At 40.3% G+C, this 23569-nt stretch carries 26 protein-coding genes and 1 pseudogene; 3 read left to right on the forward strand and 24 right to left on the reverse strand.

Features of this window, described 5'->3' with window-relative positions; genetic code table 11:
• Positions 1-37: 37 nt before the first annotated feature.
• The 19 genes from purR to K1I53_RS07315 form a co-directional block, all read right to left on the reverse strand.
• Positions 38-865, reverse strand: coding sequence for a pur operon repressor (purR, locus tag K1I53_RS07225; protein ID WP_223328886.1), 828 nt, complete (start codon positions 863-865; stop codon positions 38-40).
• 104 nt (positions 866-969) lie between these two features.
• Entirely contained in the window at positions 970-1911 is a 942-nt protein-coding gene (locus K1I53_RS07230; protein WP_223328887.1) for a 3'-5' exoribonuclease YhaM family protein, read from the reverse strand.
• Positions 1901-3157 carry a DNA recombination protein RmuC gene (rmuC, locus tag K1I53_RS07235; RefSeq protein WP_223328888.1) on the reverse strand — a complete coding sequence of 419 codons (1257 nt, stop codon included), beginning with the start codon at positions 3155-3157 and terminating at the stop codon, positions 1901-1903. The genes K1I53_RS07230 and rmuC overlap by 11 nt, the downstream gene beginning before the upstream one ends.
• A 1-nt stretch (position 3158) precedes the next feature.
• Entirely contained in the window at positions 3159-3821 is a 663-nt protein-coding gene (locus K1I53_RS07240) for a thiamine diphosphokinase (protein WP_125450011.1), read from the reverse strand.
• Complete coding sequence (gene rpe, locus K1I53_RS07245; RefSeq protein WP_223328889.1) at positions 3784-4440, reverse strand: ribulose-phosphate 3-epimerase; 657 nt, start codon at positions 4438-4440, stop codon at positions 3784-3786. The genes K1I53_RS07240 and rpe overlap by 38 nt, the downstream gene beginning before the upstream one ends.
• A gap of 10 nt (positions 4441-4450) precedes the next feature.
• A complete protein-coding gene (gene rsgA, locus K1I53_RS07250; RefSeq protein WP_223328926.1) occupies positions 4451-5329 on the reverse strand; it encodes a ribosome small subunit-dependent GTPase A in 879 nt (292 codons plus the stop codon).
• A 1-nt stretch (position 5330) separates the two neighbouring features.
• On the reverse strand, positions 5331-6203 hold the full coding sequence (gene rsmA, locus K1I53_RS07255) for a 16S rRNA (adenine(1518)-N(6)/adenine(1519)-N(6))-dimethyltransferase RsmA (RefSeq protein WP_223328890.1): 873 nt from the start codon (positions 6201-6203) through the stop codon (positions 5331-5333).
• Positions 6204-6222: 19 nt separating this feature from the next.
• Positions 6223-6936 carry a dimethyladenosine transferase gene (locus K1I53_RS07260; protein ID WP_223328891.1) on the reverse strand — a complete coding sequence of 238 codons (714 nt, stop codon included), beginning with the start codon at positions 6934-6936 and terminating at the stop codon, positions 6223-6225.
• A gap of 191 nt (positions 6937-7127) precedes the next feature.
• Positions 7128-7463: a hypothetical protein gene (locus K1I53_RS07265; protein ID WP_084948415.1), complete on the reverse strand. Its 336-nt coding sequence runs from the start codon at positions 7461-7463 to the stop codon at positions 7128-7130.
• Positions 7464-7555: 92 nt separating this feature from the next.
• Positions 7556-8122 carry a ribonuclease M5 gene (rnmV, locus tag K1I53_RS07270; RefSeq protein ID WP_084948413.1) on the reverse strand — a complete coding sequence of 189 codons (567 nt, stop codon included), beginning with the start codon at positions 8120-8122 and terminating at the stop codon, positions 7556-7558.
• The gene (locus K1I53_RS07275; RefSeq protein ID WP_223328892.1) at positions 8122-8898 is read right to left on the reverse strand and encodes a TatD family hydrolase; all 777 of its coding nucleotides are present in this window, start codon (positions 8896-8898) and stop codon (positions 8122-8124) included. The genes rnmV and K1I53_RS07275 overlap by 1 nt, the downstream gene beginning before the upstream one ends.
• 133 nt (positions 8899-9031) lie before the next feature.
• On the reverse strand, positions 9032-10171 hold the full coding sequence (locus K1I53_RS07280; RefSeq protein ID WP_223328893.1) for a tyrosine-type recombinase/integrase: 1140 nt from the start codon (positions 10169-10171) through the stop codon (positions 9032-9034).
• Positions 10172-10233: 62 nt separating this feature from the next.
• The gene (locus K1I53_RS07285) at positions 10234-10443 is read right to left on the reverse strand and encodes a DNA-binding protein (protein ID WP_070567732.1); all 210 of its coding nucleotides are present in this window, start codon (positions 10441-10443) and stop codon (positions 10234-10236) included.
• Positions 10444-10491: 48 nt separating this feature from the next.
• Complete coding sequence (locus K1I53_RS07290; protein ID WP_223328894.1) at positions 10492-11346, reverse strand: rolling circle replication-associated protein; 855 nt, start codon at positions 11344-11346, stop codon at positions 10492-10494.
• 242 nt (positions 11347-11588) lie between these two features.
• Positions 11589-12149, reverse strand: a complete 561-nt coding sequence (locus K1I53_RS07295) for a hypothetical protein (RefSeq protein ID WP_223328895.1) — start codon at positions 12147-12149, stop codon at positions 11589-11591.
• An 11-nt stretch (positions 12150-12160) separates the two neighbouring features.
• A complete protein-coding gene (locus tag K1I53_RS07300) occupies positions 12161-12526 on the reverse strand; it encodes a hypothetical protein (RefSeq protein ID WP_223328896.1) in 366 nt (121 codons plus the stop codon).
• 137 nt (positions 12527-12663) lie between these two features.
• Positions 12664-13086: a LuxR C-terminal-related transcriptional regulator gene (locus K1I53_RS07305; RefSeq protein ID WP_223328897.1), complete on the reverse strand. Its 423-nt coding sequence runs from the start codon at positions 13084-13086 to the stop codon at positions 12664-12666.
• A 195-nt stretch (positions 13087-13281) separates the two neighbouring features.
• Entirely contained in the window at positions 13282-14235 is a 954-nt protein-coding gene (locus tag K1I53_RS07310) for a hypothetical protein (protein ID WP_223328898.1), read from the reverse strand.
• A 58-nt stretch (positions 14236-14293) separates the two neighbouring features.
• The gene (locus K1I53_RS07315) at positions 14294-14740 is read right to left on the reverse strand and encodes a hypothetical protein (RefSeq protein ID WP_223328899.1); all 447 of its coding nucleotides are present in this window, start codon (positions 14738-14740) and stop codon (positions 14294-14296) included.
• 144 nt (positions 14741-14884) lie between these two features.
• Here K1I53_RS07315 and K1I53_RS07320 point away from each other — a divergent pair, with 144 nt between their 5' ends.
• Positions 14885-15217: a helix-turn-helix domain-containing protein gene (locus tag K1I53_RS07320; RefSeq protein WP_223328900.1), complete on the forward strand. Its 333-nt coding sequence runs from the start codon at positions 14885-14887 to the stop codon at positions 15215-15217.
• A 294-nt stretch (positions 15218-15511) separates the two neighbouring features.
• Positions 15512-17356 carry an APC family permease gene (locus K1I53_RS07325; RefSeq protein ID WP_084948410.1) on the forward strand — a complete coding sequence of 615 codons (1845 nt, stop codon included), beginning with the start codon at positions 15512-15514 and terminating at the stop codon, positions 17354-17356.
• Between the two features lie 91 nt (positions 17357-17447).
• Here the strand turns inward: K1I53_RS07325 and K1I53_RS07330 are convergent.
• The 4 genes and pseudogenes from K1I53_RS07330 to K1I53_RS07345 form a co-directional block, all read right to left on the reverse strand.
• A pseudogene (locus K1I53_RS07330) lies at positions 17448-19398 on the reverse strand (peptide ABC transporter substrate-binding protein).
• Positions 19399-19543: 145 nt separating this feature from the next.
• A complete protein-coding gene (rpmH, locus tag K1I53_RS07335; protein ID WP_000831905.1) occupies positions 19544-19678 on the reverse strand; it encodes a 50S ribosomal protein L34 in 135 nt (44 codons plus the stop codon).
• 145 nt (positions 19679-19823) lie between these two features.
• Positions 19824-21038, reverse strand: a complete 1215-nt coding sequence (locus K1I53_RS07340) for a pyridoxal phosphate-dependent aminotransferase (protein WP_084948407.1) — start codon at positions 21036-21038, stop codon at positions 19824-19826.
• Between the two features lie 142 nt (positions 21039-21180).
• Positions 21181-21480, reverse strand: a complete 300-nt coding sequence (locus tag K1I53_RS07345) for a hypothetical protein (protein WP_084974428.1) — start codon at positions 21478-21480, stop codon at positions 21181-21183.
• A gap of 166 nt (positions 21481-21646) precedes the next feature.
• Between K1I53_RS07345 and K1I53_RS07350 the strand changes: the two genes are divergently transcribed.
• Positions 21647-22099, forward strand: a complete 453-nt coding sequence (locus K1I53_RS07350) for a universal stress protein (RefSeq protein ID WP_000079159.1) — start codon at positions 21647-21649, stop codon at positions 22097-22099.
• 35 nt (positions 22100-22134) lie between these two features.
• Here the strand turns inward: K1I53_RS07350 and K1I53_RS07355 are convergent, their stop codons facing one another.
• On the reverse strand, positions 22135-23520 hold the full coding sequence (locus K1I53_RS07355) for a Cof-type HAD-IIB family hydrolase (protein WP_223328901.1): 1386 nt from the start codon (positions 23518-23520) through the stop codon (positions 22135-22137).
• Between the last annotated feature and the right edge of the window lie 49 nt (positions 23521-23569).

A 23569-nucleotide genomic window follows, 5' to 3' on the forward strand; every position in this document is an offset into this window, starting at 1 on the left:
AGGCTGGGACAATCGTTCCAACCTTTAGTTCTATCTCTTATTTGTCTTCGTCAAAGATATTCCCAATCTCAACATCGATGGATTGGTTCTTGACATCAATATTGGTAACCTTCAAGAGTGACTTGTAATCGAACTGCTTTTCACGTTCTTCTTGGGCATTGTCTGCAAAGACTGCGACACCAGCTAGTTCAGAATCGAACTCACGCAAGAGACTGATCATCCCGTTGACCGTTCCGCCACCTTTCAAGAAGTCATCCACGATCAAGACACGACTGCCTGCCTTGAGACTGCGTTTTGCAAGGAACATTTTCTCAATGCGGTCACCGCTGGAACCTGAAACATAGTTGACGCTGACCGTTGAACCTTCTGTGATTTTCAAGTCACGACGCACAATGACAAATGGAACATTGAGGACATTGGCAACCGCATTTGCTAGCGGAACACCCTTTGTTGCTACTGTCATAACGGCATCGATTTTTTGGTCCATAAAGCTCTTGGCAATGATACGACCAATATTTTTCAAAATGGCAGGTGTACTAAGCAGATCAGACAGGTAGATGTAGCCACCTGGCAAGATACGGTCGCTTTCTGAAAGTTTGTCACGCAAGTCTGCGATCATTTCTTTGGATTCATGACTCGAGATTGATGGTGTAAAGATAACGCCACCACCTGCTCCAGTCACAGTCTGAATATGACCGATTTCAATTTCCTCAAAAGCACGCTTGATAATCACGATATCCTCTGAAATCGATGATTTGGCAGATTCATACTTTTCTGCAAAGGTATTGAGACTGGTTAGTTTGTATGGATTATTAATCAAATAGTTGGAAATGACAACCATCCGATCACTTCTTCTTAATTTCATTTTTATTTACCATTCCATTTAATTTTGATATTTTATCCATTATACCACATTCACATAAAAAAACGAACATTATTGCGTAAAAAATGCTCGTTTTTCTTAAATTATTAATCTAAATCTGGTTTATAGAAGGAACGATTGTCCATAGCGAAGATTTTATTGGTCATCTCTCCTTTGTCCACCAAAGCTAGAGCCGTTGACATCATCATCATGCTGGCATCTAGATTGTCAATCATATGAATAATCTCTGCCTCCATAATGCGTGGACGGACTGGACTTCCATACTCCAGCAAGCCATGGTGACTGAGGATGACATGGCGCAGTAGCACCACTTCTTCTCTAGTATCATCGATGCCCAGTTCCATGACTGTCTTGGTAATTTCGCTATCGATGAGGGCTATATGGCCGATGAGATTGCCTCGCACTGTGTACTCCGTATGGTCTGGTCCCGTCAACTCAATAACCTTGGCCAAATCATGCAGCATAATCCCGGCATAGAGGAGACTCTTGTTTAGCTGAGGGTAGATATCGCTAACGGCATCTGCTAAGCGCACCATGGTTGCTGTATGATAGGCCAAGCCCGTTTCAAAGGCGTGGTGGTTGGTCTTGGCAGCCGGATAGGAGTAGAATTCTTTATCATACTTGGTGTAGAGACTACGAACGATACGCTGCCAGACAGGATTTTCAATCTTGAAAATCATTTGCGACATGTAGTCACGAATTTCCTTGACATCGACTGGTGACTTGACCTTGAAGTCAGCTGGATCATTGGGTTCCCCAGGCTGAGGTAAGCGGAGAGTAATTTGATTGACTTGAGGAGTGTTGTTATAAACTTCTCGACGTCCCTGCATGTGGACGACTTTCCCTGCGGTAAAGGTCTCAACATTATGGGGTTGGGCATCCCAGAGCTTCCCTTCAATCTCGCCACTATCGTCTTGGAAGGTAAAGGCTAGGTAGTTTTTCCCAGCACGCGTCTGTCTCAGGTCAGCTGATTTGATCAGGTAAAAGCCTTCAAACAGCTCATCTTTTTTCATGTGACTAATCTTCATATTCTTCCTCATCTTCTTGGAAATGGAGTAGATCAAGCGCAGGCTCACCTTCTGATAACTCAATGTGACGGAGCGTCCGCTCGATAGCTGTAGTACGACGGTTTAATAATTCATCAATATTGCCAGAGGCATGTTGGAGATGCTTTTGTGCCTTGACCAGAATGCCTCCGAACTTGCCAAACTCGGTCTTGACACTAGCAAGAGTCTTGCTGATATGGTCGGCACTCTTTTGGATATTGAGAGTTTTGAAGCCAACTGATAGAGAGTTAAGCAGGGCTGATAGGGTACTTGGACCCGCGACAATAATCTGCTCCTCCCGTCTCAAATCATCAAAAAAGACAGGATTGCGGACGATTTCTGAGTAAAGTCCTTCTGTTGGAACAAACAAGACTCCAAAATTGGTCGTTCGAGGCGGCGCCAGATACTTGCTCTTGATATCCTTGGCAAAGCGCTTGACGCTAGCTAAAAGTGACTTGCGACAACGTTCGATTTCGTCCTTATCGCCTGCTTCATAGGCTTCTTCCAAGCGGTAATAATCTGCCAGTGGAAACTTGGAGTCAATCGGTAGGTAGACATATTCCTGGTCACCCTGTCCGGGTAACTTGATGGCATACTCCACTCGCTCGCTGGAGTTCTCAACCGTTGCAAATTCTCGTTCGTACTGGGCAGGAGTCATGATGTCTTCGATGATTTGCCCCAGTTGCAATTCGCCCAGAATTCCTCTCGTTTTGGTTCCAGAGAGAACCTTGTTGAGTGCACCGACATCACGGGCAACTGTCTGCATTTCTCCCAGGCCACGATTGACAGACTCCAGTTGCTTGGAAACTGTCTCGAAGGATGCTTGCAAGCGTGTCTGCAAGGTCTTTTCCAGTTTTTCCTCGACCGTTTGGCGCATTTGCTCCAAGCGTTGCTCATTTGATTCCTGCAGGGCTTGAAGACGTTGGTCAGTCTTGTCTCTAGTTTGGAGGAGATTCTCATTCATCTCCTGTCTAACTTGAGTCAGGCCTTGGTGCAACTCCATTCGCACTTCTTGCAAACGGTCGCTGACAGCCACTTCTAAGTCTTTTTGATCTAGTTGACTGGCTTGTCTGGCTTGTTCAAAGCGATAATCCAGTTGATCTGATAGATTGTCTGCTTGATCATCCAAGCTCTTGGCTAGGTACTTGTCTTGCTTATCCTGCCTTTGCCAAATGAGAAAGAGTCCAGCTAGGTTGGCAATTAATAATAGTAATAATACAGTCTCCATCCTACCTCCTGTCCTTGCTATGCAGCACGACGACATAGCCATCTGGGCAAGTTACCGAAACTTCCCTATCTATATATTCGTTAGAAGCGTACACTTTTTTAAAGAAAAAATTCTCCTCTGTCAACTCATACTTGGCACCGAGAATGGTCAACTGGCTATCCCGAACCGGCATAAAGGCTAGATAATCGTAGTCTGAACGGGGCTCTAGCTGACTGGTCCCTTCTGGACAATAGGCAATCAAATTTTGCCCGTCCTCAATCGCTATCTGGCGCATATAGGGTGTCAACTTGGGATTGCTAGGCAGAAAGACATTAGCCAGCATATGGTCAATTCGACCACCCAAAGCCCCAAAAATAGTCACCTGAGCCTGAGGATTTTGTTCAAAGATGGTTAAGAGAACTAGTTCCAGATCGGTATCATCTTTTTCTGGCTGGGCTTGGACAAAATGCTGGGCTCGTTTTTGAATCACCTGTCGCTCTTCTGCGGTTACCGAATCAAAATCGCCAACTGCTAGAGCAAGAGGAAGGTTTTCTTCCAAGACCCAGAGCGATCCTCGATCCACACCGACAAAGCTATCAAAATCCGTCCGATAATGCCCACGATCTCCGCCGGCAAAAACGGCAACCCTAGTCCAGTTGTTTTCTGAGAGTTTGCACTCGTTCATCGACATCTCCCTTAAAGACATAGGATCCTGCTACAAAAACGGTCGCTCCAGCTTCTTTGGCTTGAGCAATGGTCTGGTCATCAATCCCACCATCGACTTCAACTTCAAAGCTCAAACCTTTTTCCTGACGAAGGGCAACTAACTCTCGAACCTTGTCCATGGTTTCAGGCAGAAAGGCTTGACCACCGAAGCCAGGATTAACTGTCATGACCAAGACTTGGTCAACTAGATGAAGAACGTGCTTGATAGCCTCAACAGGTGTACCTGGATTGATGACAACCGAAGGTTTGACACCGAGCGAACGAATTTTTTGGAGGGCGCCATGAATATGAGGCGTTGCTTCCACATGAATACTGATGATGTCTGCACCTGCACGCGCAAAATCTTCTAAATGATGCTCAGGATTTGTCACCATCAAGTGGCAGTCAAAGACCATCTTGCTATGAGGGCGAAGAGCTTCGACCACACCTGCACCAAAACTGATTTGCGGTACAAAATGACCATCCATGATATCGATATGGGCATATTCTGCACCAGTTGCTTCTAGGCGTTTGATTTCACGTTCAAAGTTGGCATAATCTGCTGCCAGAATTGACGGAGCAATCTTGTATTGAGACATAGGTTTCTCCTTATTTTGGAATTTTTTTGCTGACTTTTTTATAGGTTTCTCTGCGATTTTCAATCTCACTGAGAAATTGCAGGTAGTTGTCAAAACGGAAGCTGGCAATAGTACCCTCTTCGACAGCTGGCTTGACCGCACAGGACGGCTCATGGGTATGAGTACAAGTACGGAACTTGCAGTCTCGACTAACACTAGCAAGCTCTGGAAAGGCCTGATTGAGGTCTTCAGCCGTTGACACTTCATAATCCAGTGATGAAAAGCCTGGTGTGTCCGCGATTTTACCCCCATTGAGGTTGTAAAAACTAACAGCTCGAGTGGTATGACGACCGCGACCCAGACTGTCTGAGATTTCTCCTGTCTCGAGATTGAGGTCTGGTGCGATTTTATTAAGAAGGGTTGACTTACCAACACCTGTCTGCCCCATAAAGACTGTCACCTTGGCTGTCAAAAGAGGTAAGAGTTCTTCCTTACTAGTCACAAAGTCATAACCGATGGCACGATAGGTTTGTTGGAAAAAATCCAGTTCTCCCCTATCGTCCAACAAATCCATTTTAGAAATATAGACGACGGGATGGATGCCCTTATGCTCCAAAAGAACCAAGAAGCGATCCAATAAATTGCTATTAAAGTCAGGTTCTTTAACCGACATGATAACCACAGCTTGGTCAATATTGACAATAGGCGGACGGACCAGGCTATTTTTCCGTTCGTAAATCTTGAGAATATAGCCTTCTGAATTTTCCTCGGCAGAGAAATCTACCCAGTCCCCGACGTAGGGTGTATGACCTTTTTTACGGAAATTCCCGCGCGCACGCGTCTGGTAAACTTGACCCTCACTCTCCACATAGTAGAAGCCCGCCAAGGCTTTAATGATTTGTCCCTGCATCTTAGAATCCTTGTCCTTTAAGCGCATCTGCTAAGCTGGCAAATTCTGCCAAGCTGAGAGCTTCTCCACGTACACTTGGTGACAAACCTGCTTGATCCAAAGCTTTGGTCAACTTTTCCTTGACTTCCTCAGTCTTGCCAAAGTAGCCTGTCAGGTTGTTCCACAAGGTCTTGCGGCGATGGGTGAAACTAGCCTTGGAAACCTTAAAGAAGAGCTGCTCATCTTCTACTGCTACCGCAGGTTCTGGGCGGCGTACCATTTTCAAGATAGCTGAGTCCACGTTTGGCGCTGGCACAAAGACCGTACGAGGCACGATAAAGGCAACCTTGGCTGTCATGTAATACTGAACTGCAATCGACAAACTACCGTAAGCCTTGGTGTTCGGCTGAGCGGAGATGCGATCCGCCACTTCTTTTTGCATCATGACCACAAACTCACTAAAAGGAATGCCACTCTCAATCAAGTGCATGAGGATAGGCGTCGTAATGTAGTAAGGTAAGTTGGCTACTACCTTGATTGGCAAATCAGGATTTTTGAAATTCTGGATATGGTGGGCCAAGTCAACCTTGAGAATATCCTCATTGACTACGGTCACGTTGTCAAAATCACGCAAGGTATCTGCCAAAATCGGTACCAAACGGTGGTCAATCTCAAAAGCCATAACTTGAGCCGCACGCTCAGCCAAAAACTCTGTCAAGGCACCAATACCTGGCCCAATTTCGATAACATTGACCTGGTCATCAATTTCAGCCGTATCCACGATTTTTTGAAGAATATTGGTATCCGTCAAGAAATTTTGCCCGAAGGACTTTTTAAAAGTAAAACCGTGACGCTCCAGCACTGCCTTGGTCACGCTATAATCTGCAATTCTCATTTATTCTCTTTTCTATTTATTAGCTAAAAATAATATATAAAACCCACATAATTACTGGTGCCAACAAAATCCAAAACACTAAAAGAACACGAGACTTGTTCCCTTTTGAATCAGCTCCAGTCGTATCTAGCACTTTCTTATCTTCTTGGGGGTTCATTTTCTTCAGTTCATCCTGATAGGCAACCGAATCTAGAATATTGTCTTCTGGTAATAATTCTGAAGCATAATAATCAGGAAAACCCATAGCAAGACCAATTAAGTTCTTTTCTGTCACAGAAAAATCTAAATCTTTGGGTTGATTTTCCCGAATAGCTCGTATATTTTTTAACAGTTTATCAGAAACAACAGACACTTGGTCCATAAAAACAACATCTAAAAGATCAAATCCGAGCACATCCCCGTCTTTGACATTTGCAAGAATATAACGGACAAAGTCATCATATAGTTGCACGGATTGCGGGGCATTATCTTCTAAAAAAGATCGGTTTTTGAGGGCATTCTGCTGGAATTTTTCAATAGAAAGCAAGATATCTACATTCTGCTCTTGGTAAAATCTTTCTGCTTGCTCTTCATCTTCTTCCAGTTTTTCTGCTGTTTTCCAGAGAGCAATCGGAGCTTTTAAATCTTCTTCATCCCAAAACAATTGCCAAAAATAGGGTATTGTGTAAATTCCCGCTGTTAGAATACGGGCTTCATCTCCGTTTTTTAAGTAAATATAACTTCTATTTGCCATATCATTTCCTTTCACAATCTTTGAAAAAGGTTAGTGGTTCAAGTAGGATGTAGATAAAACTATAAAGTTTCCAATTTTTCATGCCCAATCGAAAACCTAGACTTCATTTAAAAAGATGTTTCATAAAAGTACCAAGGGACGATAACAATACATGACCAGTTCAACCTCGGTCAGGATATCATCTGCAATTCTCATTTATTATCTTTACTAATGTAGTATGCTTCCGGGGTATAATGATAGATCAAAACAAATAAGGGTGTCTCCGTAATTCCTTCCAACATCTCTTTTAATACTCCATCTGGATTGATAATCTCTCCTGTTTTAGTGAAATAAACACCTTGTTCCCCATTTCGATTGCGGAGTTCCCAGGCCACATTGTTTCCTTGAACAGACGGCAAATAACGTTCCCTTTCTAGAAAGTCAAAAAATTCTTTCACTGTCATATCTTCAGGAATCTCAAATTCCGTCTCATGAGGCAATACATCATCCCCCATACACACAGACTCTCTGTCAACTCGGATTTTCATTCGCTCTGTCCTTATAAGTTTCTATTTTAACGCTATCAAAATAAATCTAAGTACCTCTATTGTAACACATTCCCTTTGTATTTTTGGACTATCTAGCTATTATCATAACTTTCCATAGTCTCTTCCACTTCTGCTAAGGTCACCCCAAACAACTCTAAGCGCTTGAGGAGTTGCTTGCCATTGGAATAACCGATGCGGAGCCGTTCGCCTAGATACTCTCGGCGTCTACGACTGTCTGCTCCCGCTAGGAAACCAAGACGAATCAAGTCGCTTCGACTGATATCAAACTCGTTCTCGTTTTCAAATTGCTCTGTCACCTGAGCCAGCGCTGTTTTCAGGTCCTCATAGCTAGCATGTTCGATTCCCAGAGAACGCCCCTTGGTCTTGGATTTGGGAACCGCTTCATCTCGTTTGAGAAAGGCATGCTGAACTGTCGGAAGGGCCGTCATAATCATGCGACGAATGCGCTCACCGTTAAAGTCAGGATCTGTAAAGACAATGACTCCATGCAGTTCATGCAGGCGTTGAATCCGCTCTATATCTTGATCATTGATTGCCGATCCTCGTGTCTCATAGGTTTCCACGTCAAAGTAACGTTTGAGATTGACCGTATCATCACGACCTTCAACCACGATGACTTGGGAAATTTTTTCTTTCATCACTTGCTGTCCAATCCAAAGATACGCTCTGCATTTGCAGTCGTTACTGCGGCTAACTCCTCAGTCGTCATCCCACGCAAGTCGGCGATAAAGTCCACCACATAGCGAGTATAGGCTGTTTTGTTTTCACGGCCACGTTTAGGAACAGGAGCCAGATAAGGCGCATCCGTTTCTACCAAAATCTTGTCTAACGGAAGTTCTCTAGCAGCCTCTTGGATATCCGTCGCCTTCTTAAAGGTCACCACACCTGAGAAAGAAATGGTCATGCCAAGCTCGACAAACTTCTCAGCCCACTCCAAAGAACCTGAGAATGAGTGCATAATCCCACCTCGTGGACCAACGCCCTCGCTCTTGATAATCTCATAAGTATCTTCTAGCGCATCACGAGTGTGGACCACAAAGGGCAAATTCAAGTCCTTAGACAGCTGAATCTGACGACGAAAAACCTGTTCCTGCACTTCCTTAGGTGCTGTCATCCAATGGTAGTCCAGGCCAATCTCACCCAAGGCAACAATCTTAGGATGTTTTAGTTTTTCAAGCAAGTAAGCTTCGACCTCGTCTGTGTAAGTCCCTGCTTCCGTCGGATGCCAGCCAATAGTTGCGTAGAGCTGCTCATACTCATCTGCTAACTCTAGGGCTCGTTCAATGGTCGGCTTATCAAAACCAACAATATTCATCCGAGTCACACCCATCTCAGCAGCCAAGGCGATTTCTTCTGCCTCACGTCCTGCAAATTCTTCTACATTTAAATGTGTGTGCGTATCAAAAATATCCATACTATATTTCCCTCTCTTTCCTCAATATTCCTTAACTACCAGAATAAAAGAATTTCTTTCTTCTATACTTCCCTATATTTCCTCTAGTTTCTATTCACTTTGGTTAGTACTTGGTTAGTTCTATGGTTAGCATCTACAGATGAATTTGATTAAGTTTCTCTCTCAATTCATCCTGTATATTTTTTGTTACATGACTATAGATCCTTAAAGTGATAGATTCATCTCTATGTCCAACTCGCTCCATAATAGCCTTTATGGGTATCCCTAGTTCAGCCAACAAACTAATATGAGAATGTCTAAGCATGTGAATATTATAGGATCTGTGCCCACCTAACACTACTTCACAAATATTTTTGATAAATCTATATAACAAAGGCTGCCTCATAATGTTACCTTGCTCAGTCACAAAAATGAACTCCTCATCAAAACAGTTCCTACGAAAGTACTCAATGATTTCTAAGCAACGTTCACTTAGTACTATCGTTCTAACAGAACCTACTGTTTTCGTTGTCTGTAAGATTCTCTCATCATACCTATGAGCAACATAATCTATTGTATGATCAATTGTTAAAAGATTTGCTTTGAAGTTTACATCTTGATAGCGAACCCCTATAAACTCTGCGAAACGAAGACCAGTTAAAAAGATAAATTCCATTGCCAAAGCATAACGCTTATCTTTATTGTGACTTTCACAATACGATAAAACCTGTCCTAGTTCCTCTCTACTAATGAAATTATCCTTAGCTTTTTGCAACTTCTCATAGTCCGCTTTCTGCTTTGGAATTACCACCCCTTTAACTGGAGAATCAGAAATATATCCGACCTTTACAGCATAATTAAAGAGACCATTCAAATATATCTTCCGATTTTTTCTTGTTGAATTTTGAACATTCAAATTCATTAAATATGTTTGAACTAACTGTGTAGTATAATCTGATATTCTCAAATTTCCTACTGTTTCCATGAAAAGTTCTAAACTTTTCATCTCACTTCTATAACTAGAGGATTTTATCTCACTGGAACGAATCGTTTTCCATTCTTCTAATAGCTGACTAAAAACCATTTCTCCTAGCTGTTTCTTTTCAACTTCCTCTTTTGTAGGGGCTGTTAGAAGTTTTTCAATTTTTAGCGCTAAGCGACGTTTTGCTTCTGCTTGAGAAACTCTAGATTTTGATTTTAGAGTCACAGAAACTTGTTTCCACTTTTCCTCTCGTTCATGATAGAATTTCTCATAATAACGGTATTTCCCATTATCCAATTCTTTAAAAAACATTTCTTCTCCTTGTACTTTTGAAGCCAAGGAAAGCTATGTAGCATAGCTTAATTATAACATAACTACATAGCTTCCTCATATTTATTTTGTTTATACAGCAAAAATTCCTTATAACCTTCAACGTTTATATATACTCTCTTATGAGAAGGCTTCAAAATGTATCCTTGGAATTTTTCATTTCTCCGCATTTCTGTTAGATCATTGTTTAAGGTTTTTAACGGAACATCAAATAATTCCGTAATTCCTCTCTTGCTTTTATATATATTTTCCATAAAATTCTCCTATTTTGATATAATAGGGATGATAAAAGACATTTTCTTTTATTTCCTACTTAGCTTGTCAGTTGCTCCGCTAAAAGTATCTGACAGGCTTTTTATGTTATCGTAAAACTCCGTAGTATATTCTTTCACACCATAAGGAGTTTCATGTTTTGTGGTACGTGAAAATGTCGGAGGACTGTTAATTTTATAAGTTTCCATAAGTTCACCTTTTGTTGTTGTCATTTCCAAGGGCTTTTTAATTCCTCTGCTAGTTCGATAAATTCTGATACCCTTGGGATACATGTATAGGCGCGCACCTTTTATAATTGCTTTGTTTTGTGAACCCTCATCACCTATCTGCAAATTAGATAGATAAGCTATCAAGTAATTTCCAACCTTATCAGCTCTCCTTAACCTTTTGGTCTTTGTAAAACCTTTCCCCCACATCTTAGCAAGGTCATTGTTAGGAATTGTTAGCTCTGAATCATTCTTTAATAACACATGCAAATGCCACCTTCCACTAGCTTGTGGTTCAATGACCGTAATGTAATCAACCTTTCCAAACTGATTACGAATTCGTCGAATGAACGCTTTGAAATCCATGTAAACAATTGCTGGCTCGGTAACATGGCCACGATAAGTCAACGTAATCCATAACTGGTTGATACCTCCCGTAAAATTATGAGCTACTAGACGGCGTAGTTTTTTCATAGTCTGTTTAGTAGACTTCAAATTATCGAGTCGTGTACTACTAGAAGTATCCATGTTATGTATTTCGCCTGTTTCCAAGTTTACATAGCGTTTCCCTTCAATAACTTTTATAACTTGCTCTTGTTGACCGTTCGCGGTTGTCATTTCGATCGTATTACCATAAACGTAACTTTTCACAATTTTACTAAGTTCTATTTGCTTCATACTCTATACCTATAAAAATATGCTTTGCGCTTTTGTGTGATGCTTATCAAGTTAAGGCGTCGCACTATCGATGATTAAATTCAGATTTATTCCATGATTTATTGACAATAGGGACCCTAAGATTATAAAACTGATTGTGTCGGCACGGCGAACAAAGTTCGACCGCACCGCCCCAACCAGTCTAATCTATCTTAGCCTAGTATCAACAACTTTCACGGCATAAAGAATTTAACCATCTAAGATCACGGATGTTTCAATTTGAACAACGCCCCTTTAATCGTTCGTCTATCTGATTCATTACATATGATGAATACCAGATAGCACAACCCATCCTTTACATATAGATCAGCGAGACCATGAAGAGCATATTTGTGCAAATAAAAGATCCAAGTATCTTTTATTCTTAATAAAACGTCTAAATCTATCTCTCCAAAAATTTGAAACCGAAAAACCACACACCTAGCTCCAAATTCTCGAATCCCATGGTTATCCATTGTACATATAGGAACCCTTTCATCTGCTACGTGCACTCTCTGGACTGACTTGCTTCCATCGGCTTGAACAACTTCCTGAGCTTCGTAAATTGGAACTAGTTTATACACAAACTGATTTTCCTGAATATTTTCTTTCACTAATTCTACCAATACATTTTGCGTAGAAGCTAGAAATCTATCCCAGTTTTTTTGCTTTTCTTCTATCTGAACTTTCCTCTGGTACTCCTGAAGTTTTCTACTAAAAAGATGATAAACTTCCTTAGCACCTTCAAAAATCTTCATAGGTAATTCTTCGATAATCGATGGCATATTTGCCTCCTTTAAAGTGCGACAACTTCAATGACTTTTGCAGTCAAACTAAGCTGGTTACGATATTCTCCGTATACAATTGCTTTCTCAATGTCTACAATTTCTACAGATGTCAGCATTGGTTGAAACGTATCATAATCCTTCATAGATGCAAATGGAACTTTCACAGTGAGTTGCTCCCCAATATTATTTTTTTCGTTTGGATAGTCACTTTCATCGGCAAAGACAAGCACGCCGACTTTTACACCTTTCTCCATTTCGGAACCAGTTTCACTTTTTTCTATCCACCTTGTTGCGGACACAAAACGTAGTTCTTTGCGAGAAAGGAATAGTGACGTATTAAACTCTGTAAAATGAGTTAAGTTCTTAAGTGCCATAATTCAATACCTTCTTTCTAAACTTAAAAGTAAATCGTCTACTTTTAACGAAATAAACACTGTGACGATTACAGTTGACAATAATTAAAATTACCTCCTCAAGTATTAGGAGAAATTTCAATATAATTCGGAGGAGATTATAAATTTTTTAATTCTTTTCGTAGAATCTCTACAATACGCTCATAGTGTCTTTTTACAGTTTTGTCACTAAGTTTAACCTCCTTTGCAAGACTTGAATACGATCTACCTTCAACCACTCCATTTAGAATTTTTCTATCTCTTTCACTCAATATCTTCTCAATAGCATCGTTTATAATAGCCATTTCTTCTTTTTTAATTAAGATAGACAATGGGTCATTATAATTTGCTATCGTATCTAATAAAGAACCTGTGTCACCTGATCTACTATCTAAACTACAAAGACCATAAGATCGATCTTTTCTACACGAATTTTCATAGGGCTGGTTTAATAAGTTATCTACTTTTTTCCAATCGTCAGTAAGTATAGCTCTTTGAATCGCTTCTTCTCTACGTTGTTCTACTTTTGTTAAATCTACCATATGTTGGCACCTCCTACTCGGGTTTACCAACACTACCCAAAGGGGCTCCATAGACTCTCGTCAGTGGAAACTCGCCTTATGTGATTTTAAAAAGAACATAGTAAGATGCATAAAAAATAGCAGTTATACAAAATCGTATAACTGCTATGCATTTTTTAGAGCCAAATCTATATGCTATTTGTCTTTTTTATTCAATTATTCTTTTAGTTCTACTTTTTCTAGTTCCATTACTGCGTTATTTTCTTTATTTGAGGTATCATTCTTCAAAAATCCTATGAATACTTTCTTACCATTTTCAACCGGGATATAGAATTGCACTCTATCTAAATCAACATATATTTTTTCTGTATCCTTTATCTTATATCCTCTACTTTCCATGATTGCGATAATTTGTTCTTTTGTTTTCAAATCCTTAACAGTATTAGTAAATGACTCATATGAAGTTAAATAAATCACCTTATCTCCTACAATAATTCTATCACTTGAAAATTTAATATTAGGTAATCTATCTATATTTTTTTGATCTTCTTCCACAGAGCCTTTAGTTCCATAAACCTTCGTAACACGATAAGTTCCGCTAATTTTTGTGTTTACTAATGGTACTAACTCATATGGTACAGATGTATTCTCACCAATTATATCAAGATATACCATCTTATGTTGATCTATCTTATACAGGATTCTTCCGTAACGTTCTTGGTCTTTATTATCAAGTAATGAAATAAACTTCAAATCTTCTTTTTTGATATCACTATTTTTTAATATCTCGAAATTTTTCTTAAATGATTTGACGATATCTTCTTCCGAAAGTTTAGTTTTTGTGATATTTTTAAAATCAGAATATAAATCATGAATAGTTACATCATAATTAAATACTTCATTATTTTTTAGCATATAATCAATTTTTAATTTTTCTGAACCTGAAAATTCCCAAACACTAGTTTTAAGCCCTACTGAACCCCACTTCTTATCAAATAAATTATCACTTGATGAATTTTCGGAAAAATAATTAGATATACTTATACCTGCAGCAGCAAAGATTCCCAATATAACAATCGTAAGTAATATGACTTTCACTAAACTAAATTTTTTAGTTTTCTTGCCATTCTTATTATCCTTTTTACCTTCTTCGTTTTTCTTCTTTCTCATATATCTTATTCTCCTTGATTTTAGTATCCATTCTATTAGCAAAACCTGAGTTTATTTCTTAATAATCTATGCTATTTAGATATTTTTGAGATTCCTCTTTTTTCATGTACTGTGGACTAGGCATCTCAGGTATATTCTCAATATTTTCAATAATATTTGAAACAACTTCTAAGGCAATCCAATTAAAATTGGACTGTTTTTCTATTGTTTCATTTAGATTGCTCCACTCTGTAGGAATGGTATATGACGAATCTTCTGGAATTTGAGGATAAGTTCCTTTTTCAATAATTTTAGAAAGAAATCCGTATTCTCCATTCGGTAATGTTAGTAATACATAACCAACATTTCTCTGGTACAACTTCGATTTTGTCGTAAATAAAACTTTTCCACCATTATTTTTTGCAAAATGATAGTGAGCTTCTAAGTTACCCAACTGAGAATATTTTTTCTCACCATCTCCCATATTCCACTCTTGAAATTTATACACAGCTATTTCTTCTGCCATGTTATTGCTCCTTTTGTATTGTTTTTTATCTATTTTAACACAAAATAGTACGATACGCTATACTATATTGATATTTTAGACAGTTAATTGTACTTAAAAAATCATATAAAGGATAGTAGAATAGTACAAAAGAGGAAATTGCGGATGGAAGCTAATCAATTACAAAAATACATAGCAGAGCGTATAAGAGAATGTAGAAAAGAACAGAATCTCAGCCAAGAACAATTATCCAATAAAGCCAGACTAGGTGTTAAAGCAATACAAAACATCGAGAATATGAAATACGATTTTAAAATACACACACTTGAAAAGGTTCTTACAGCTTTAGGCATGACCGTCGAAGACTTCTTTAATTTCCCACTCTCAAATAATTACGTCCCTATAACTACATTGATCGATAACATCTCAGATTTATCTCACACAAAAAAATTAAAAATAATTTCTTTGTTCAATGAAATTGTCAAAAATATAGATTAAAAGAGGAACTCTCAATGAATTCCTCTTTTTGTATGCTACTTTAGCTTTCCTTTGGTTAGTTTTATGGTTAATTTATGCCTTAATAATGTCATGAGTCCTTAAACTGTACTCCAAACACTCTAAGTATGTGTATCAAAAATCATCTCTTCTAACCTCATTTTCTTCCATCTATTATACCAAAAATAGCATCCCTCGGCTTGTAAAAATATTCTAATACCAATCATTCTCCCTTGACTGCCTTTTTTCAAAGCAGTATAATAACACTTATTGAAATTTTCAGCAAAGGAAAAGAAAATGTTTAGAAAATTAAAATATACCTTTATCGGTCGACCACTCAAGTCTCTCACAGATGGTGAAGGGGGATTACTTGGAAAAATGCAGGCACTTGCAATGTTATCTAGTGATGCCCTGTCTTCTATTGCCTATGGACCTGAACAAGTCATTCTCGTTTTAGTCAGTCTCTCTCCTCTCGCTATCTGGTGGAGCCTCCCTATCGGTATTTTTGTCCTCTTACTGCTCGCTAGTTTGACCATTTCCTATCGTCAAATCATTCATGCCTATCCTCAAGGTGGAGGAGCTTATATGGTTACTCGAGAAAATCTATCTCCCGAGCTAGGCTTGATTGCTGGAGGTAGTCTGCTGGTTGACTACATGCTGACTGTGGCGGTATCGGTATCATCTGGAGCTGACGCTATAACAGCAGCCCTCCCTGCCCTCCACCCTTACAACCTCCACATCTCCATTTTTCTAGTTTGCTTGCTCATGCTCTTGAATTTAAGAGGATTGAAAGAATCTGCCAGCTCTCTGATGATTCCCGTCTACCTCTTTATCTTCAGTACCGTCTTTCTCTTGCTTTATGGGTTCTTTCAACTATTTACAGGGTCCCTAAACTACCAGGCAACTTCAACCATTGGGCAAACCGTTCCAAGCCTTTCCATCGTTCTCCTATTGAGAGCCTTTACCAGTGGCTCTGCCTCTCTGACAGGGGTTGAGGCTATTTCAAATGCGGTACCATTTTTCAAAACTCCGAAAGAAAAGAATGCTGCTCAGACCTTGACCATCATGTCGCTGATTTTAGGATTTCTTTTTGCAGGCATTACCTTCCTAAACTACTGGATGGGCATCACTCCTCAAAATGGAGAAACCATCCTCTCGCAAATGGCCAAGGGCATTCTTGGTGATTCATTCTTTGGTCATGCTAGCTACTATCTCTTCCAGTTCTCAACAGCCTTGATTCTAGCTGTAGCTGCAAATACTGGCTTTTCAGCCTTCCCTATGTTGGCCTACAATATGGCTAAAAACAAGTACATGCCCCATCTCTTTATGGAAAAAGGGGATCGTCTTGGCTACTCCAACGGTATCTTAACTCTGGCTTTTGGAGCTATGATCCTTCTTCTCATTTTTAACGGGAATACTGAACGCTTGATTCCTCTTTATACTATCGGGGTCTTCGTTCCCTTTGCCCTTTCTCAGACTGGGATGATTCGCCATTGGAAAAAGGAAAAAGGAGCAAACTTTTTAAAACCTGCCTTTGCTAATATCCTTGGGGCCATCATTTGTTATGCTATTGTCCTCATTTTACTCCTCTTCAGACTGGGTGATATCTGGCCATTCTTCCCAATTATCCTAGTTCTTACTTTCCTCTTTTTGTCCATTCACAGCCATTACCAAAAAGTGGCAAAACAGCTACGACTCTACGAAGGAATTGAAAAGCGCACTTATGACGGCAACCTTGTCCTTGTTCTAGTAGGGAATGTTACTCGAGTAAGTATCGGAGCCATTAACTACGCTCAAAGTATCGGTAATGAAGTGTTAGCCATGCACATTTCTACTAAAGAAACGGCAGAAAAAGACCAAGAAATTCTTCAGGAATTTGCCGACTACTTCCCAAATATCACTCTGAAGAATATCAATACCAGTTACCGCGACATCATCACCCCTAGTGTTAAGTATGTCAAACGAATCGCCCAAGAAGCTAAGCAAAAAAACTACACCGTTACAGTCCTTGTCCCACAGTTTATCCCTAACAAGCCTTGGCAAAATATCCTGCACAATCAGATGAGCCTCAAACTAAAATACGCTCTCAGATGGCATGAAGACGTCGTTGTCGCCAGCTACTCTTATCACTTAAAAGAATAAAGAAAAGGCCCTACCAGAACCAAAAAGCGTCTGGTGGGGCCTTTTTCTGAATCCAGCCACTATGCTTAACTAAAAAACATGACTAGGAATATTATTGAATGTGGTTAGCTAAATCTTCCTGAGCTTTTTTGTTGGACTCAACTTTTTCTTTTTGCCATTTTTCATAAAGTTCTTGGTACTGTTTCGCAGTCACGGGATCTTTTTGCAACTCAACATATTTGTAGTTATCCGCATCCCCTTTGTGTCCAACAAATGAGAAGGCTCCTGTGAACGGTACAGTCTTACGGAAGATTGGATTAGCTCCTCCACTTTGAACTGGCAGAAAGAGAGCACTATCTGTTAGCCAAGCTTGAACTTCGGCAAATTTCTCATAGCGAACCTGAGTGTTTTCAACTTCTTTATCTGCCTCATCCAACAACTTCTTGTAGGTAGAGAGACCGATTTTTTCCTTAACACCATTGTCTTTTCCTGGAGTCAAGCCAAGATTTTTTAACTGAGAACCAGAGTCTGGGTCCAAAAGGTCAAGATAGGTTTTCGGATCTGAGTAATCTCCACTCCAGCCTGAGATGTCGATGTCATAGTCCTTTTGTTCAGCTGTGTCAGCAAAGAAGGTTGCATTGTCTTTCTCGTCTGGAGAAAGTTGAATCACATCGATAACAATATTATCTGATCCAAGTGTCTCCTCAACCGTCTGCTTGAAAGAACTAGCTTGTTGTACGTCCAACTTAGCAGTCTGGTCCACTGGCATGTCTAGATGGATTGGGAAGGTCACACCTTCTGCTTGCAAACTTTCTTTGGCTTTGGCAAATTCTGCCTTGGCTTTGTCAGCATTCAAGAAGGCAGGCTGAGCGTCGTTTAGATTGACATTAGCCCACTCTGAACCATAGTTGACTATCTTTTCATTGACAGCATCTCCAAAGTTTTTCCCACCGATCTGAACAAAATTGCTTGGTGTGACTGTGTTTCGAAGGATACGATCAGCTCCATCTTCTCCATTTGTCTGTGCGGCATAGGCATGACGGTCAAAGGCAAAGTTAATTGCCTGACGGAAGTCCTTATTTTGCATAGCTGCACGAGAATCTGCCTTTTCTTTATCCGTCTGTTTCATGGTTTGATTGTAACTTTGACGGTTGACATTGAAGAGATAGTAGAAAGTCACAGCATTTTGAGGGGTATAAGTAATTTTATCCTCATTCCCTTTTTTCAACTGGTCAAACACAGAGCTTGTCGGGAAAATACGTCCGTCTGTGTAGTTGCCTTCTAAGAATCCTCGAGCTAAACTATCTTGGTCTGAACCATCATAGAAGGAAAGTTTTACTTTCTCAATCTTCACATTGTCCTTATCCCAGTAATTAGGGTTCTTTTCAAACTCAATTAAAGATTTTGATGTGAAAGACTTGAACAAGTATGGCCCATTTGACAGGATACTAGATGGGGTAACACTTCCAAAGTCATCTCCCTTGGATTTCAAAAAGGCTTCATTGACAGGGCTCAAAATTCCCCCTGTTGTCTTTGAATTCCAATAAGACTCTGGCTTATTCAAGGTGTATTGGAGAGTATAGTCGTCCACTGCCTTGACTCCAACCGTCTCAAAGTCAGATGTTTTCCCTTCGACATAATCTGCCAAACCTTTGATTGAATCCCGTACCAAGTACAAGTTCTCAGCCTTTTTATCCGCTGCATACTTAAGACCTGTCACAAAGTCATGGGCTGTCACTTCAGCGTATTCTTCTCCTTCAGAGGTATACCACTTAGCCCCTTGGCGGATTTTATAGGTATAGGTTAAACCGTCTCCATGACTCTGCCATAGAAGGAACGAGATTGCCGTATTTATCATTTTCCAACAAACCATCGATCAAGTTTGTCGTAATGCTAGAGGTTGAACCACGTGTCGAAGTGATATAGTCTAATGTATCTGGATTGCTAGCAAATACATACGAGTAGGTTTTATCTGTATTTGATTGTGCCGAACTACAAGCCACCATCAAGAAGCTTGCGCTCAAAATTCCAGCCCCTAGTAGGAGGGCTTTTGATTTCTTCATAACTGTTCTCCATTTTTTATAGTATGTGAAATATTATACACTATTTCAGAAAAAATATAAAGCATTTACAGACTGATATTATAGGAAAAAAAGAAAAGCCAGTAGACTCGAGTTCCTACTGACTTCTTTGTTGAATTCGTTTGGATTATGCAGCCAAAACTTTGCGTCCTTTACGACGACGAGCTGCCAATACGCGACGACCGTTTTTAGTTGACATACGGTTACGGAATCCGTGTTTGCGCGCACGACGAAGTTTACTTGGTTGATAAGTACGTTTCACGATGAATACCTCCTCATAGATTTTGTATTCGTTTAGCCGGCTATAAAGTGATCAGTTACTAAACATACTTTACTATTCTATCTGATTCTGCCACTTTTGTCAATAGCTCCAAGCAAATGTTTTCCAGCTTTTCCTATGAAAGCCCTTATCTACGATACTGTTTCAAGAAACGTGTCATCTTTTCTTGGATTTGGGCTAATTCGTCTACACGTGGGAGGTAAACGATACGGAAATGGTCTGGTTCCTTCCAGTTAAAACCGCGTCCATGAACCAAGAGTACTTTTTCTTGCTTCAAGAAATCAAGCACAAACTGTTCATCATCATCGATGCGATACATATTACGGTCGATTTTCGGGAAGATATAAAGACCCGCCTTCGGCTTGACCGCAGATAAACCTGGAATATCTTGAATGGCATTATAGATAAAGTTTCTTTGCTCATAGATGCGACCACCAGGAAGGAGTAATTCGTCCACTGACTGGTGCCCACCTAGCGAGGTTTGTACAACTTGCTGGGCTAAAACATTAGAGCAAAGACGCATATTAGACAGCATATTGAGACCTTCGATATAGCCTTTAACATGGGTTTTAGGACCAGACAAGACCATCCATCCTACACGGAAACCAGCGATACGGTGAGATTTTGACAGACCATTCATGCTGACACAGAAAACATCTGGTGCCAAGCTCGCCACAGGCGTATGCACATGCCCATCCATCACCATGCGGTCATAAATCTCATCCGCAAAGATGATCAAATCATTCTGACGAGCAATCTCAATAATCTCCAACAAGAGTTCCTTAGGATAAAGGGCTCCAGTTGGGTTATTTGGATTGATAAGGACGATAGCCTTGGTGTTGGAAGTAATTTTTGACTTAATATCGTCAATATCTGGGTACCATTCTGCAGCTTCATCACAGATATAGTGAACAGCATTTCCCCCAGCTAGGCTGACCGCTGCTGTCCAGAGAGGATAGTCTGGCATAGGCACCAAGACCTCATCTCCATTGTCTAAAAGCCCCTGCATGGACATAACAATCAGCTCACTGACACCATTTCCAAGGTAGATATCATCAATGTCCACATTGGGGAATTTTTTCAGCTGGCAATACTGCATGATGGCCTTACGGGCTGAGAAAATTCCTTTGGAGTCAGAATATCCCTCACTATCACGCGCATTCATAATCAAATCATGAATGACCTCATCCGGCGCTGTAAAGCCAAATTCTGCTGGATTTCCTGTATTCAGGCGTAAAATCTTTTCTCCGTTTGCTCGCATCCGCATAGCTTCTTCCAAAACAGGGCCACGGATATCATAGGCAACATGCTCTAGCTTGCTAGACTTGTTATATTCTTTCATCTTGTTTCCTCAATTCATCGAGATAGTAACATTATACCACTAGAAAGGGATTGCGACAAGTTTCTTGAAATGAGCAAACAAAGAAAAAACTCACAACGACTAGGTTCTCACCGTCTAAATAACTAGAAGGAAGAATCATTTTTCACATACCAAAAGACAAACCTAGGAAGACCAATGCTAAAAAGGAATCATACAAAAGATTAAACATGAGAAAGAGCCCCCACGTGACCAAATAGTCCAAGCGACCACTTCTCTTTGCAATCACAAATAAAATGATATGGTAGACTAAGTGAAAGAGAAGAAAGCCGACAAAACCTGGATAGAGAACAGGCACGACTCTTTCCAGCTGCCAAAGCATCACTACTTCTCCTACAAGTGACGCAAGGATGATTCCATGATAAAGAAGACTTATTTTTTTAGAAGCTTGAACAAAATCTTTCATACTTTCTCATCCCCTCGCTATGTTTCCTACTATCCCGTTTTCTTTTATTTTAACATATCTCCACCAAATCGAATCTCCGATAATATTTATTTAAATATGATTTTTACTTTACTTCTTTAGTGAAAAGGATTACAATAAAAGTAAGAAAATTTCAGGAGGTTTCATTATGGCACAACGTTACCAAAATGTTATGGTTGCAATTGATGGTTCTAAAGAGGCAGACTTGGCTTTTGTTAAAGGTGTTTACACTGCTCTACGCAATGATTCCAAGCTCACCATTGCCCATGTTATTGACACACGCGCTCTTCAAAGCGTGTCTACCTTTGATGCTGAAGTTTACGAAGAACTCCAAGTCGACGCTGAAAGTTTGATGAAAGAGTACGAAAAACGTGCAAAAGATGCGGGTGTGACCGATATTCATACCGTCATCGAAATGGGAAATCCAAAAACTCTCCTTGCCCGTACCATTCCAGACGCAGAAAATGTTGACTTGATTCTCGTCGGCGCAACAGGTCTTAATGCCTTTGAACGCCTCTTGGTTGGCTCTTCATCTGAATACATCCTCCGCCACGCAAAAGTTGATTTACTCGTCGTGAGAGAACAAGAAAAAACACTATAGGAACACAAAAGGAGCCTGCTAGGCTCCCTTTTTTCTTACTTATTTCTCTCTTTATGTCGCTCATAAGCCTTGAGCTGACGCTGCAGTTCCTTTCTGATAGCAGGTTCTGGAGCATATTTTTCGTCCCAGTCATCCGGTTTTAAGATTTTATGTGTAACTGGATCAAAATGGGCTTTTCCATCAGGAAAAACCTTCCCCATGTTTGCCTCATGCACAATATCAAAGATGCGTTCTGGATCCACTCCCATCAAGGCAAAACTGCCGTAAGTAAAATACAGTGTATCGATTAAGGCATCAACCTGCCCGATTAGATCTTTTTGGGCAGGCGTTTTTTGCCTCACCTTTTCGGCCGCCTTGTCAAGTGCAGCATGCATGCTTGCAAGCGACTGCTGGAATTCTTCCTCCGAAGAACTTGCCGCGCGGACAAACTCTACTAATTCTTCAATTTTAAAGTCTGCACGATGGGTTGCCCCTTCAACATCCCATGCCTGCGGCTCTTCCTGCGTCCGTTCATCCATCATGTGGTGAAAGGTCTTGACCTTATTAAAATGGTAATCTCGACTGACAAAAACTTTTTCTGAAGCCAAAACACCAAAGTGCTCGAGCGCCTTGTGGATGCCATCTTGTTGGTTACTTGCTGTAATGTGCTTGGCAACTTCTTTGACGCTACTACTGCCATTTCCCATGGCTACAGACATACCAACACCCGCCAACATTTCTAGGTCATTGTCTGAATCACCAAAGGCCATGACTTGGTTGAGATCAAAACCATATTCTTTCCCGACTCGGCGAATGCCTTCTAGTTTGGAATTTCCTTGGTTGATGATATCCGCAGCGAAGGGATTGCTTCGAGTCAATTTCAAGTCTTCAAAATCACTTGCAGCTTTCTCAGATTCTTCGGGTGTCATCAGCATTAACACTTGATAGATTGGCTCATTGATCAAACGAAGTAGGTCATCTTCCTTTTGAGGAACTGCCTTGCTGACCATTCGATTAAAGGAACGGCTAACGGTTCTTGTCAGCACAGTCGGGATAAAACGGCTAACCAGCTGTGAAAAGGATCCGAGACCAAATGACATAATTTTCGAACCAACAACGGCATGCTCGGTTCCAAGAGCGATTTCTTTTCGCTCCTTTTTAGCATAGGCAATCAGTTGACGCAGACTTGACTTGGCAATCGGGCTAGCAAATAAGACTTTTTCTTTATTAAAGATATATTGTCCGTTATAAGTTATTGCAAAATCCAGATCTAAATCCTCCATCAATTCCTTGACAAAGAAAGGCCCTCGTCCTGTCGCCACTCCAACAAGCACCCCTTGTTCTTTCACAATCCTAATCGCGTCCTTAGTGGATTTCAAAACACTCTTACGATCGTTGACTAGCGTTCCATCGATATCAAAAAAAACAGCTTTGACTTCCATCCTATCCCATTCTCCCCTTTTGTGTTACAATGATTATACCACATTTCAG

It is taken from the genome of Streptococcus oralis, assembly GCF_019929365.1.
Classification (GTDB): domain Bacteria; phylum Bacillota; class Bacilli; order Lactobacillales; family Streptococcaceae; genus Streptococcus; species Streptococcus oralis_BT.